Here is a 12,290-nt window from a genome sequence, read left to right as displayed (position 1 = left end):
CGCCGGACACCGAGCTGGCGCAGCCGATCGGCCGCGCGTTCGTCCCCCGGCTCGACCAGCCCGACCACCGCGACCCCGGCCGCCTCGAGCCGGGCGATCGCGTCGCTGTCCAGCCGGCGCAGTTCCGCGGACAGCAGTGCCGCCTGCCCGGTGCCGGTGGCCGCCACCGCGAGGAGCTCGGACACGTCGACGCACCGGCGGACGACGGTCACGCCGTGGTCGGCCCGATCGAGGGCGCCGACGAGCTCCGACTCCCAGGCGGCGCCGGTGACCGCGGTGAAGACCTGGAGCGCCATCAGCCGGTCGGACCCGCTGCGGGGGCCGTCGACGGGACGGCCGCGCCGGACGTGCCGGCACCGCCGGGGCGGCGCTCGACGGACCCGGCGTCCACGTCGGCGTCCACGGAGTCGTGGACGACCACGACGAGCGGACGGCCGCCGACCGCGGCGAGGACGTCGGGTGCGTCCTCGGCGGACACGGCCACCACGACCTGGATCGCGGTCGTCGGCGTGGAGAGGACGCCGCCCGACCGGCCCGAGATGGCCTGCACCGGCGCCTTGCGCACCACGACGGTGACGCTGCCGTCGGCGACCGCGGTGGCCCCTGCCGCCGGATCGGCGACGGCGTAGACGTCGACCAGCTGTCCCCTTTCCAGCCCCGGGGGCACGTAGCCGGCCTGCACCGGCAGCGCGAGCTGCACCAGCTCGCCCGGCTCCTCCAGCGCCGTGCGCGGCAGCAGCTCGCCGGCCCGCACGGCCCGCGCCAGGGTCCGCCCCTCGGGCTGCGTGCCCGCGGACAGATACGCGTCGGCGGTGGCGTCGAGTCGCACGTCGACGGCCACCAGGTCGTCCGCGGTCAGCTCCGTACCGGGGGCCAGATCACCGGTCGCCGCCCAGACGGGCACGGTCGCGTCGGCCGCGCTGACGATGCGCGCACCCAGGAGCACCGACCCGAGCACGAGCAGCACCCCCAGCACCAGCCGCAGGTCCAGCCATCGGGGCGGACGGACACGCCGCGGGGCCGGTCCCGCCGGGATCTCGGCTCCGCCCGTCGGGGTCGACGACGGGCGGACGGCGGTCACAGCCACGCTCACCTCTTCCAGCACGTCTCGTCCGATGCCGGGCGACAGGGCGTGTCGCTGGCGAATGGGGCACCGGGACGGCGTTCGGATGCAGATGATGCGTCATTCACGCGTTGGGGCGCACTCGTCATCCACACGTTCGGGTGTGGATGACGCTCACGATGCCCCGATCGGGCTGACAGACTGACCGGGACCGGAGGAGTTGCCCGATGCCCACGCCCCGCTTCCTGACCCTCGACGACGTCGCGGAGATCCTCAACGTCTCCTGGTCGCAGGCCTACGCGCTCGTGCGCCGCAAGGAGCTGATCGCCATCCAGATCGGCGGCCGCGGCCAGTGGCGGGTCGAGGTCGACGAGCTCGAGCGCTTCATCCAACAGAAGTACGCCGAGGCCCGCGCGGGCGCCGTCCCCGAGGAGGCGGCCGCGCCTCCGGCCGCGGACGCCTCCGCCGGCAGCTGACCCTTCCGCCTCAGCCGAGGCCGGACGACGCGGTCCGCACGACGGCGACCGCGTCCAGCACGACCGCGCGTACTCCCTGCACCGCCTCCGACCGTCGCGGCTGGTCAACGGGGTGCTCGGCCAGCTCCACGTAGTCGGCCCCCACCCGGTCCAGCGTCCCCGTCAGCACGACCCCGTCGTCCAGGACCACCTGGACGACGGCGCGGTCGCGCGCCAGGCCGCGCACTGCCCGCCGCAGGTCCAGCCTGCTCCACACTCCGCCGGGCACCTCGGGGACGGCGGTCCGCCGCCCGAGGCCCCCGACGGTGCGCACGGCCCCCAGGGCGACGAGGTCCTCCCGCCCCCCCTCGCCGGCCAGGAGGAGCCAGTCGACGCCGACGTCGGTGAGGACACCGGACACCGGTCCCGCCCCGCGGCAGCCCAGCACCACGGGGAAGCCGAGCGCCCCGCGGAGCCGCTCCGGGAGCCGGACCGCCCCGAGCTCCGCACGCGTCCGTGAGGCGGCCTGGCTCCGCTCCGCAGCGGCCTCTTCCTCGTCGAACTGGGCCTGCAGATCGGCGAACAGCTGCTGCCAACGCATGACTCCACCTCCTGCCGCGAGCCTAGATCCATGTCAAATGTTGCGTTTGAATGCATTTGGTTGCAATAGTGCTCACTTGTCGAGCTGAGGAGGTGGCCGTGTCCGTTCTGCGCCTCGCCGTGACCACCGTGGTCATGGCGGCGATCGCCGTCGTGCTGGCCGCCCTCACGCCGTCGATCCCCGACATGGCCGGCACCCTCGCCACCGCCCAGCGGACGGCCGACACAGCAGGCCCCGACGTGCTCGTCATCTCCGCCTCCGGCCTGCTGGCCTGGGCCGTCTGGTGCTGGGGTGCCGTCGGGCTCGCCCTCACCGCGGCCACCGCCCTCCCGGGAGTCCTCGGCGGCGGTGCCCGGCTGCTCCTGCACGTCGTCCTGCCCGCCGGTGCGCGCCGGAGTGCGGCGCTGGCCCTCGGCCTCGGGTTGGGGGTCGTCGGGCCCCTGCTCGGCACCGCGGCCGGGCTGCCGCTGATCCCGTCGGCATCCGCGGCGCCGACCGGGTCCACCGTGCCCGACTGGCCCTCCGCCGAGGCGGCCTCGGCGACACCCGACTGGCCGGCCCGGTCCACGACCGCCGTCCCCGACTGGCCGAGCGGACCGGACGTCACCAGCGGTCACGTCGTCGTCCGCGGCGACTGCCTCTGGCACATCGCAGCGAGCCGGCTGCTCGACGAACTGGGCAGGCCCGCCAGCAACGGCGAGGTCGCCACGGCCGTCCAGGCCTGGTGGGCCGCGAACGCCGACGTCATCGGGCCCGATCCCGACCTCCTGCTGCCCGGCCAGGTGCTGCGCCCACCGGGGTCGCCGTGAGCCGCCCGCCCGCAGTCCACCGCCGCTTCCCCCACGACTCCCAGGGAGCCCTCCCATGACCGCGTCTCCGTCCTCCGCGGCCGCACCGGCGCCCGCGCCGTCCCCCCTGCGGCTCGTCGTCGTCCCCACCCCGCAGCCCCCGCTGCAGGACGGGCGCGTGCCGGTCCGCCTGGTGCACCCGGGCCTTTCGGCACCCCGGCCGGCGCACCGGCCCGGCCCGCGGCCGCGGCCCGCCTACGCCGCACGGGACGACGACTTCGGCCCTGCGTGGTCGGCGCGCGCGGAGCTGCCCGACGCCCGGGACGCCGGACGCCGCCTCATCACGCTGACCCTGGAGGCACTGGCCGGACGGCGCCCGCTGGCGCAGCTGCAGCCGATCACGTCCCTGGGTGTCTTCGCCGCGCTCTCCGGCGGCCGCCGCCCGCGGTGGTGCGCCGAGGGCACCTCACCGCTGGTCGTTGGCCCGGTCCACGTGTGCGAGCCGGTCGACGGCGTCGCCGAGGTGACCGCCGTGGCCCGGCGGGGCGGGCGGGCCCACGCCGTCGCCGCCCGGCTCGAGGGCATCGACGGGCGCTGGCGCTGCACCGCGCTGCAGGTCGGCTGACCTCTCCGCGGCACGGGTTGTGCGACCGGGCGCAGCGGCAGTCTCTAGGGTCCCTGCGCAGAGCCCGGGCGTGGAACTGGAGGCACCGTGAAGGAACAGCGACGCGGACGGCGCATCGCACTGAGCACGGAGGAGCGCGACGACTTCCTCGCCGGTGCGCGGACCTGCCGGGTGGCGACGGTGAGTCCGTCGGGCCCGCACGTCTCCCCCCTGTGGTTCGTCTGGCACGGGGAGTCGATCTGGCTGTACTCGATCACCACGAGTCAGCGTTTCAAGGACCTCCAGAACGATCCGCGGATCGCGATCGTGGTCGACGACGGCCACGACTACCTGGAGCTGCGGGGCGTCGAGATCTCGGGCCGGGCGCGCGTCGTCGGGGAGGTGCCCCGGACCGGGGAGCTGGCCGTTCCCGAGCTCGAAGCGGTGGAGAAGGCATTCGCCACGAAGTACCAGGGGCGGTCGACCATCGGTCACGACGGGCGGCATGCCTGGCTCACGGTCGACGTCGACAAGATCGTGAGCTGGGACTTCCGGAAGATCGCGGAGGTGAGCGGTGCCCGTCAGGGTTGACCGGGACGGGCACGTCGCCGTCGTGACGCTCGACCGGCCCGAGAAGCGCAATGCGATGGACGCGCCGATGACCGCGGCGCTCGACGCCGCGCTGAACGCGCTCGACGACGACCCGGCGGTGCGGTCGATCGTGCTGGCCAGTTCTTCGCGGGTGTTCAGCGCCGGCACCGATCTCGCGACCGGTTCGGGCGGGCCGACCGGCCGCGGTGGCCCGTACGGCATCACCCGTCGGGTGCGCCGGGTGCCCCTCGTCGCCGCCGTGGAGGGGCCGGCCCTGGGCGGCGGTTTCGAGATCGTCCTGTCGTGCGACCTCGTCGTCGCCTCGACGACGGCCAGCTTCGGCCTGCCGGAGGTCTCCCGTGGCGTCGTCGCGACGTGCGGCGGGTTGTTCCGTGGGCCTCGGGCACTCCCCGTCAACGTCGCGACCGAGCTCCTCCTCACCGGCGATCCGATCGACTCCAGGCGGGCGCTCGACCTGGGCCTCGTGAACCGCCTGACCGACTCCGGCGGTGCTCTGGACGGGGCGCTGGCGCTCGCCCGCCGCATCGCGACCAACTCACCCGTCGCCGTCCAGGCGACGCTGCGGTCCGTCCACACTCACGTGGCGGCGGCGGACCACCTGGGCTGGATCACGACCGACGACGCGACGCGGGCGGTCCTCGGCTCTCCCGACGCGGCCGAGGGCAAGCGGGCGTTCCTGGAACGCCGACCGCCGATCTGGCACGACCCGCGTTCGAGTGCGTGAACGGCAGCGCCCCCGCCGACATCGATCGGCGGGGGCGCTGTCGTGCGCGGCTGCGGCTCAGGAGCCGGCTGCTCCGTGGCAGAACTTGTACTTCTTGCCCGACCCGCAGGGGCACGGTGCGTTGCGCGCCGGCTCCTTCGAGCCGGTGACCGTCGCGGTCTTGGCCGCCTTGGCCGCCCCGCTCTCCTTGGCCGAGCCGTCGAGCGTGGGCGCGGAGTAGGTGAGCTGCTGGGGGTTCAGGTGCGGGGCGTCGAGGCCCTTGACCGCCAGCTCCGGCCCCGTGCCCGACGGCTTCGGTGCAGCGACCGCCGGAGCGGCCTGGGCGACCGCCGGGGCGGACTTGCGCGCCGCGGCCTTGGTCCCGGCACCGTTGCGCGCACCGGTCGCCGCGCCGTTCCCGGCAGCGGCCTTCGCCTCGGCCGCCTTCGCCTCGGCGGCCTTCGCGTCGGCCTCGGCCTTCTGGCGCGCGAGCACCCGGGCGGTGCCCTCCTGGGCCGCCGCGAGTGCCGCCGCCTCGGCCTCGTCCTGCTTGGCCTTGGCCTCGGCCTCCTGCTGGTCCTTGGTCTTGACCTCGAGGTTGAAGAGGAACCCGACGGACTCCTCCTTGATCCCGTCGAGCATGGCCATGAACATGTCGTAGCCCTCGCGCTGGTACTCCACGACCGGGTCGCGGTTGGCCATCGCGCGCAGGTGGATGCCGGCCCGCAGGTAGTCCATCTCGTAGAGGTGCTCGCGCCACTTGCGGTCGAGGACCGAGAGCAGCACCCGGCGCTCGAGCTCGCGCGTGACCTCCGAGCCCAGCGACGCCTCGCGCTCGGCGTAGGCGCGGTGGACGTCGTCCAGGAGCTCCTGCTTGAGCACCTCCGGGGTCAGGGAGGACTGCTCCCCGTCGGCGATCCGCTGGAGCAGCTCGTCGCGGTCCAGGCCCACGGGGTAGAGCGCCTTCAGACCGGTCCACAGCAGCTCGAGGTCCCAGTCCTCCGCGTAGCCGGTCTCCGTCGCGCCGTCGACGTAGGCGCCGATGACGTCGTCGACCATCGACCTGACCTGCTCGTGCAGGTCGGCGCCCTCGAGTACCTTGCGCCGCTCGTCGTAGATGACGGTGCGCTGACGGTTGAGGACCTCGTCGTACTTCAGGACGTCCTTGCGGACCTCGAAGTTCTGCTGCTCCACCTGGGTCTGCGCCGACAGGATCGCCCGGCTGACCATCTTCGACTCGATCGGCTGGTCGTCGGGCACCCGCAGGGTGTTCATCATCGACTCGAGCATCGGTCCGTTGAACCGGCGCATCAGGTCGTCGCCCAGGGACAGGTAGAAGCGCGACTCCCCCGGGTCCCCCTGCCGGCCGGACCGGCCGCGCAGCTGGTTGTCGATCCGTCGGCTCTCGTGCCGCTCGGTGCCCAGCACGTAGAGACCGCCGGCCTCGACGACCTGCTCGTGCTCCGCCTTGACCTGCGCCTTGGCCTCTTCCAGCGCTTCGTCCCAGGCGGCCTCGTACTCCTCCGGCGTCTCCGAGGGGGACAGCCCCCGGGCCCGCAGCGCCTCGTCGGCGATGAACTCGGGGTTGCCGCCGAGCACGATGTCGGTCCCTCGGCCGGCCATGTTCGTGGCCACCGTGACCGAGCCGAGGCGCCCGGCCTGGGCGATGATCGCCGCCTCACGGGCGTGGTTCTTGGCGTTCAGCACCTCGTGCGGGATGCCTCGCTTCAGCAGGTACTTCGCGAGGATCTCGGACTTCTCGACGCTCGCCGTGCCGGCGAGCACCGGCTGCCCCGCCTCGTGCCGCTCGGCGATGTCGTCGACGACGGAGTCGAACTTCGCCTTCTCCGTCTTGTAGATGACGTCGGACTTGTCCTGGCGGACCATCGGCCGGTTCGTCGGGATCGGGACGACGCCCAGCTTGTAGGTCTGGTGCAGCTCGGCGGCCTCGGTCTGCGCCGTGCCGGTCATCCCGGAGAGCTTCTCGTAGAGCCGGAAGTAGTTCTGGAGGGTGATCGTGGCGAGCGTCTGGTTCTCGTCCTTGATCTTCACCTTCTCCTTGGCCTCGATGGCCTGGTGCATGCCCTCGTTGTAGCGGCGCCCGGCGAGCACGCGGCCGGTGAACTCGTCGACGATGAGCACCTCGCCGTTGCTGACGATGTACTGCTGGTCGCGGTGGAAGAGCTCCTTGGCCTTCAGCGCGTTGTTCAGGTAGCCGATCAGCGGGGTGTTGGCCGCCTCGTAGAGGTTGTCGATGCCGAGCTGGTCCTCGACGAACTCGACGCCCTCCTCGGTGACGGCGACCGTGCGCTTGCCCTCCTCCACCTCGTAGTGGACGTCGCGCTTCATCAGCGGCATCAGCCGGGCGAACTCGCCGTACCACTTGGCGCTGGTCTCGGCCGGACCGCTGATGATCAGCGGGGTGCGCGCCTCGTCGATGAGGATGGAGTCGACCTCGTCGACGATCGCGAAGTGGTGCCCGCGCTGCACGAGGTCGGCCTTGCTCCAGGCCATGTTGTCGCGCAGGTAGTCGAAGCCGAACTCGTTGTTCGTGCCGTGCGTGATGTCGCAGAGGTACTGCTCGCGGCGGACGTCGGGACGCTGGCCGGAGACGATCGTGCCGACGGTGAGACCGAGGAAGCGGTGCACGCGGCCCATCCACTCGGCGTCACGGGAGGCGAGGTAGTCGTTGGTCGTGACCACGTGCACGCCGTCGCCGGTCAGGGCGTTCAGGTACGCCGGCAGCACGCCGGTGAGCGTCTTGCCCTCACCGGTCTTCATCTCGGCGATGTTGCCCAGGTGGAGCGCGGCACCGCCCATGATCTGCACCCGGTAGTGCCGCTGCCCCAGCGTGCGGGTGGCGGCCTCCCGCACGACCGCGAACGCCTCCGGGAGGAGCTCGTCCAGGGATTCGCCCTCGCCGTAGCGCTCCTTGAACTCGTCGGTCTTGGCCCTCAGCTCGGCATCGGTGAGCGCGCCGATGTCCTCGGCGTGCGACTCGACCGCGTCCGCGATCCTGGAGAGGCGCCGGAGGAGCTTGCCCTCGCCGGCACGGAGAAGTCTCTGGAACACCACACCCCCAGCGTAGGCGGCTGCACCGGCTCCGTCGGCGATCCGACCCACGTGGCTGTCCGTAGGCTGGCGATGTGGCCCGTGATCTCGACGACCCGGGCCCCGGCCTGCTCGCCTTCCTGGCCGAACGGCACGTCGCGACGCTCACGACGCTGCGCGCCGACGGCAGCCCGCACGTCGTCCCGGTCGGGGTCACCTATGACGCCGCGACGAGGACCGCCCGCGTCATCACCTCCGGGACGTCGGCCAAGGCCCGGCACGTCCGGGCGGGGCAGCAGCGGGTGGCGGTCTGCCACGTGGACGGGCGCCGTTGGACGACGCTCGAGGGGACGGCGGTCGTGCGCGACGACGCCGCGTCCGTCGCCGACGCCGAGCGCCGGTACGCCGCGCGCTACCGGCAGCCGCGCGAGAACCCGGCCCGCGTCGTTCTCGAAATATCGGTCGACCGGATCCTGGGCAACGCCTGACCATGTGTCGGTGACCCTCGACATCACCGGCGTCGACCTGACGACCGAGGTGGTGCGCACCGACCGGCTCGTCCTGCGCCCGTACCGCCCGGACGACGTCGACGAGGTGTTCCGCGCCTGCCAGGATCCCGAGACCCAGCGCTGGATCAGCGCCCTGCCCCTCCCGTACACGCCCGGCGCCGCCCGCGAGTGGGTGTGCGGAACGGCGCCGCGCGAGCGCGCGCAGGGGAAGGGCATGCCGACCGCGATCGAGGCCGACGGCGCGTTGGTCGGATCCGCCGGCTGCCACCTCGTGCCCGGCCGGCTCGGCCCGGAGGTCGGCTACTGGATCGCGCCCTGGGCCCGCGGGCGTGGCTACGCCGCCGAGGCCGCGCACGCGCTGGCGGACTGGGCGCTGGGTCTGGGGGCACCGCGGGTCCACCTGTACGCCGACGTCCGCAACACGGCCTCGCAGGCCGTCGCCCGGCGGGCGGGGTTCACGCCGGAGGGAACCGTGCGCTCGTGCCTGGACTACCGCGATGGCACGCGGGGGGACGCGGTGCTGTTCGGCCGGCTGGCCGGCGAGTGAACGGTGCGGGAGGGCGCGATCCGCGCCCTCCCGCCCGCACTCAGCTCGTGGCGGCCTGTGGTTCGGCCTTGCGGGCGTGGGCGGTCCCGACGCCGTTCTGTGCGACCTCGACGAGCCGGATGAGCCCGTAGTCGTAGGCGTGCCGCCGGTAGACGACCGTCGGCTGGCCGGTGTCGGCGCACTGGAAGAGGAAGAAATCGTGGCCGACCAGTTCCATCTCGTGGAGGGCCTGGTCGACGGTCATGGGAGTGGCGGGGTGGTGCTTCTCGCGCACGACCCGGCCGGGCAGGTGCTCGTCGAGATCGGTCACGTGGGGACCCTCGGCGAGCTGACGATCGAGTTCGAGTGCGTCGATGGCGCCGACGTCGGCTGCGGTGTTGCCGGTGAGCCGGACGCTGGCGGGGGTGCGCCGCCCGTGGTGCACGCGGCGACGGTCGGCGGCCCGGCGCAGCCGGGCGTCGAGCTTCTGGCACGCGAGGTCGAGGGCGGCGTAGAAGTCGGCGCCGTCGGCCTCGGCCCTGATCACCGGGCCCTTGCCCCGCAGCGTGATCTCGACGCGCTGGCAATGGGCGGACTGTCGGGGGTTCTTCTCGTGGAAGAGCTCCACATCCATCCGGAGCATCTTCAGCTTGCCGTCGAACCGTTCGAGCTGACCGACCTTGTCTTCCACGTGCTGTCGGTAGTGCTCGGGGACCTCGACGTTACGACCACGGACCACGATCTCCATGTGACCTCCCGGTAGACCGGTTGTAGTCACTTCGACGCTAGTCCCTGTTCATCCGTCCCGACAGTCGGTCGGCAGGCGCCCCGAGGACGATCTCGGACAGGTTCCGGACAACCCGCAGGTCGCGCCCCGAAGTGCCGTTGCCGGTCGTCCTGGGGGTCGCCGCGACCGCCGCGGCCAGCACCGGCGGGTCGCCGCGGCGCGTCGTCCGGGCGAGGACGGCGGCGGCCTCGATGAGCGTGGCGCCGCTGCTCACCACGTCGTCGACGAGGACCAGCAGCACCCCCGCCGGCACCGGGCCGGCCACGGCGAAGGTCCCGGCAAGGTTCGCCCGGCGCTGCACGGCCGACAGACCTGCCGAGTCGCGCACCCGCCCCCGACGGCGCAGGAGCCGGCTCGCCGTCACCGGCCGTCCGGCCGCCCGGAGCTCGGCGACCGCCTGCCCGGTGAGCTCACGGACGTGGTCCCGGCCGCGCGTGCGGAGCGCCGTCCGGGAGCTCGGTACCGGGACCAGGACCACCGGCCGCCGCCCCGGGACCGCGCCGGTCACCGCCGCCACGGCGATCGCGAGGGCCACGCCGAGAGGACGGGCGAGCTCCGCCCGGCCGCGCTCCTTGAACGCCAGCAGGGCCGGCCGGACCGGACCCGCGTAGGCGCCGGCGGCGACCGTCGGCGGGAAGCCGTCGGGGAACCGGCGCGGTGTGGCCAGGTGCGGCCGCGTCAGCAGGCGCGCACAAGAGCGGCACAGCACTGCGCCCGGGACGGCGCAGCCGGCACACGTCCGCGGCAGCACCAGGTCGGCGAGAGCGCCCAACAGCTCGCCGTCCACCGGAACACTATGGCCCCGTCCCAGGCTGGCGCCGGGCCTGCGAGGCGTGAGGTGGACGGGGTCGTTCTCTTGTGGACGACGTCAGAGCGGGTAGAACGGCGCGGTGCCCGGGAGCGGTTCCTGGCCTCGCACGAGGGTGACCCATGTGCCGCCGGCGAGCTGCCAGATCGTCGAGCCGGCGCTGACCAGCGGCTGGCGGGTCGGCGCCGCGGCGATCGAGTCCGCCTGGGCCGGCAGTCCGGCCGTGGGGACGTCGGTCGGCCCCCACCCGTCGACGCCCACCTGGTACGGCACGATCCGGTCCTCGGAGGGGTCGATGGCCAGGACGTACAGGTTGCCGCTGTCCCGCCACGTGACGTCGGAGACCTGCGACAGCTCGGGCGCGATCTCGTGGAGGTCCCGGAGGTCGACGACGCCGTCCTCGGATCGGACCACCGTGCCGATGAAGAGCGACAGGCCGCCGGGGCCCTCGATCACGAGAGCTGCCCGCACCCCGTCCGGCGAGAGCCGGAGCTCCTCGGCCCTCCCCAGCCCGGGGAGCGTCGGGGCGCTGACCGCCTGGGCAGCTCCACCGGCCGGCACCCGTACCACGTCGGTGCCGTTGCGCACGACCCACGCCTCGGCGCGGGTCGCCGCCACGCTCGGCGCGCTGAGCGTCGAGCCGGAGAGAGCCGGGGCCAGGTCGCCGGAGTACTCGCCGGCGAAGAGGGTCGCCCCTGCCGCGTTGCGCTGGACGCCGACCAGGTAGGTGAGCTCGCCGCTGCTGGGGTCGGCCGACACGGCCGCGCTGGACAGGTTGTAGCCGCCCGTGCCGGCCGGTCCGGCGACCGGCTCGCCGCTGGTCACGGTGTGCAGCGCGCCCGCGTTCAGGTAGTGCCCCACGGCGTCCACCGGCACGGCGTCGGGATCGAAGGCGGGCCAGTCGTCCCGGGTCTGCTCGTCCGGCACGCCCTCGAGTCCCACCAGCTCGCCGTCCACCCGGATCTCCACCGACCGGATGCGCGGTTGGTCCAGCTGGGTCAACGTCCACACCAGCTGCGCGCAGATCTCCTCGATCACCGGCGCCGGATCGATCGTGGGCACGGTCAGGTCGACGAGGGCCGTCTGCCCGTCGACGGTGACGGCGCTGCGCCGCTGGACGCCGGTCAAGGGGTTGCGCACGCCGGCCGCCAGCCCCGCCGAGGGACCGTCGAGCAGTCGCTGGACGAGCGCCGTGGGCTGGGCCTCGCCGGAGATGAGATAGCGCGGGTCGGGGACGACCCGTTGCCCCGTCGGGTCCATGAAGTACGCCGCGACCTCGTCGTAGAGCCGGCCGAAGTCCAGCTCCAGCATGATCAGCCCGTCCGGCGGATCGGAGATCCGCCACTGCCCGTCGACCTGCTCCAGCGGGAACTCACGGGTGAAGACACCCGGCCCGCCGACGGAGAACACCCCGCGGTCGTCCACTGTGCCGACCAGGTTGGCGGTCACCGCGACCGCGCCGGTGACGGTGGTGACCGTCGCGTAGTCGGCACTGAGGACGGTGATCGTGCCCTCGTCCACCCACGACTCGGCCGCCTCCGGCGCGAGGTGCTGGCGCGCCACCGGGTGACCGGCGCGGGTGCTGGCCGAGGCGTCGATGAACGACCGGACGATGTCCTCGGGCGGTGCACCGGGCTCCGGGGGCAACGGCTCGCTGCCCACGACGTCGGCGGCCCGGGTCGGGATCTGGGTGATCTGCACGGTGGCAGAGCTGCTGGGCACCGTGGAGCAGCCCGAGACGGCGAGCAGGAGGGCGGTCAGCGCGGCCCACCAGGCGCCGGGG

Annotated in this window: 13 protein-coding genes and 1 pseudogene; 7 read left to right on the top strand and 7 right to left on the bottom strand. The window is 73.4% G+C overall.

Features of this window, described 5'->3' with window-relative positions; genetic code table 11:
- Together E4P40_RS22145 and E4P40_RS22140 are read right to left on the bottom strand one after the other, a co-directional pair.
- Positions 1-296: pseudogene (locus E4P40_RS22145) on the bottom strand (chromosome partitioning protein); the annotation flags it as partial.
- On the bottom strand, positions 296-1,087 hold the full coding sequence (locus E4P40_RS22140; RefSeq protein WP_245160506.1) for an SAF domain-containing protein: 792 nt from the start codon (positions 1,085-1,087) through the stop codon (positions 296-298). The gene E4P40_RS22140 and the pseudogene E4P40_RS22145, both read right to left, overlap by 1 nt.
- 203 nt (positions 1,088-1,290) lie before the next feature.
- On the opposite strand from E4P40_RS22140, the gene E4P40_RS22135 reads away from it, so the two are divergent.
- Complete coding sequence (locus E4P40_RS22135) at positions 1,291-1,539, top strand: helix-turn-helix domain-containing protein (protein ID WP_135160576.1); 249 nt, start codon at positions 1,291-1,293, stop codon at positions 1,537-1,539.
- A gap of 10 nt (positions 1,540-1,549) precedes the next feature.
- Here the strand turns inward: E4P40_RS22135 and E4P40_RS22130 are convergent, their stop codons facing one another.
- A complete protein-coding gene (locus E4P40_RS22130) occupies positions 1,550-2,119 on the bottom strand; it encodes a hypothetical protein (RefSeq protein WP_135160575.1) in 570 nt (189 codons plus the stop codon).
- Between the two features lie 98 nt (positions 2,120-2,217).
- Here E4P40_RS22130 and E4P40_RS22125 point away from each other — a divergent pair, with 98 nt between their 5' ends.
- The 4 genes from E4P40_RS22125 to E4P40_RS22110 all read left to right on the top strand — a co-directional run bounded on the left by E4P40_RS22125 (position 2,218) and on the right by E4P40_RS22110 (position 4,847).
- Positions 2,218-2,928: a LysM domain-containing protein gene (locus E4P40_RS22125; protein WP_135160574.1), complete on the top strand. Its 711-nt coding sequence runs from the start codon at positions 2,218-2,220 to the stop codon at positions 2,926-2,928.
- A gap of 55 nt (positions 2,929-2,983) precedes the next feature.
- On the top strand, positions 2,984-3,532 hold the full coding sequence (locus E4P40_RS22120; RefSeq protein ID WP_135160573.1) for an Rv3235 family protein: 549 nt from the start codon (positions 2,984-2,986) through the stop codon (positions 3,530-3,532).
- Between the two features lie 87 nt (positions 3,533-3,619).
- Complete coding sequence (locus tag E4P40_RS22115; protein ID WP_135160572.1) at positions 3,620-4,102, top strand: pyridoxamine 5'-phosphate oxidase family protein; 483 nt, start codon at positions 3,620-3,622, stop codon at positions 4,100-4,102.
- Complete coding sequence (locus E4P40_RS22110) at positions 4,086-4,847, top strand: enoyl-CoA hydratase-related protein (RefSeq protein WP_135160571.1); 762 nt, start codon at positions 4,086-4,088, stop codon at positions 4,845-4,847. The genes E4P40_RS22115 and E4P40_RS22110 overlap by 17 nt, the downstream gene beginning before the upstream one ends.
- A 57-nt stretch (positions 4,848-4,904) precedes the next feature.
- Here the strand turns inward: E4P40_RS22110 and secA are convergent, their stop codons facing one another.
- The gene (gene secA, locus E4P40_RS22105) at positions 4,905-7,901 is read right to left on the bottom strand and encodes a preprotein translocase subunit SecA (RefSeq protein WP_135160570.1); all 2,997 of its coding nucleotides are present in this window, start codon (positions 7,899-7,901) and stop codon (positions 4,905-4,907) included.
- A 71-nt stretch (positions 7,902-7,972) separates the two neighbouring features.
- Between secA and E4P40_RS22100 the strand changes: the two genes are divergently transcribed.
- Both E4P40_RS22100 and E4P40_RS22095 read left to right on the top strand, forming a co-directional pair.
- Positions 7,973-8,365: a TIGR03618 family F420-dependent PPOX class oxidoreductase gene (locus E4P40_RS22100; protein ID WP_135160569.1), complete on the top strand. Its 393-nt coding sequence runs from the start codon at positions 7,973-7,975 to the stop codon at positions 8,363-8,365.
- A gap of 10 nt (positions 8,366-8,375) precedes the next feature.
- Positions 8,376-8,933: a GNAT family N-acetyltransferase gene (locus E4P40_RS22095; RefSeq protein ID WP_167762339.1), complete on the top strand. Its 558-nt coding sequence runs from the start codon at positions 8,376-8,378 to the stop codon at positions 8,931-8,933.
- Between the two features lie 40 nt (positions 8,934-8,973).
- Here E4P40_RS22095 and raiA read toward each other — a convergent pair whose 3' ends face one another.
- From raiA to E4P40_RS22080, 3 genes are all read right to left on the bottom strand, one after another.
- Positions 8,974-9,660: a ribosome-associated translation inhibitor RaiA gene (raiA, locus tag E4P40_RS22090; protein ID WP_135160567.1), complete on the bottom strand. Its 687-nt coding sequence runs from the start codon at positions 9,658-9,660 to the stop codon at positions 8,974-8,976.
- A 37-nt stretch (positions 9,661-9,697) separates the two neighbouring features.
- Positions 9,698-10,486: a ComF family protein gene (locus E4P40_RS22085; RefSeq protein WP_245160505.1), complete on the bottom strand. Its 789-nt coding sequence runs from the start codon at positions 10,484-10,486 to the stop codon at positions 9,698-9,700.
- Between the two features lie 81 nt (positions 10,487-10,567).
- The coding region (locus E4P40_RS22080; protein ID WP_348519654.1) for an LpqB family beta-propeller domain-containing protein at positions 10,568-12,290 on the bottom strand (1,723 nt) is incomplete at its 5' end.

It is taken from the genome of Blastococcus sp. CT_GayMR20 (genome assembly GCF_004570345.1).
This window is presented reverse-complemented; position numbering and strand designations above follow the sequence as displayed.

What these genes read in the sequence shown, in the direction of transcription:
- E4P40_RS22120 (WP_135160573.1), top strand. Translation starts at nt 2,984, where the DNA reads ATGACCGCGTCTCCGTCCTCCGCGGCCGCACCGGCGCCCGCGCCGTCC.
- E4P40_RS22130 (WP_135160575.1), bottom strand. Translation starts at nt 2,119, where the DNA reads ATGCGTTGGCAGCAGCTGTTCGCCGATCTGCAGGCCCAGTTCGACGAG.
- raiA (WP_135160567.1), bottom strand. Translation starts at nt 9,660, where the DNA reads ATGGAGATCGTGGTCCGTGGTCGTAACGTCGAGGTCCCCGAGCACTAC.
- E4P40_RS22135 (WP_135160576.1), top strand. Translation starts at nt 1,291, where the DNA reads ATGCCCACGCCCCGCTTCCTGACCCTCGACGACGTCGCGGAGATCCTC.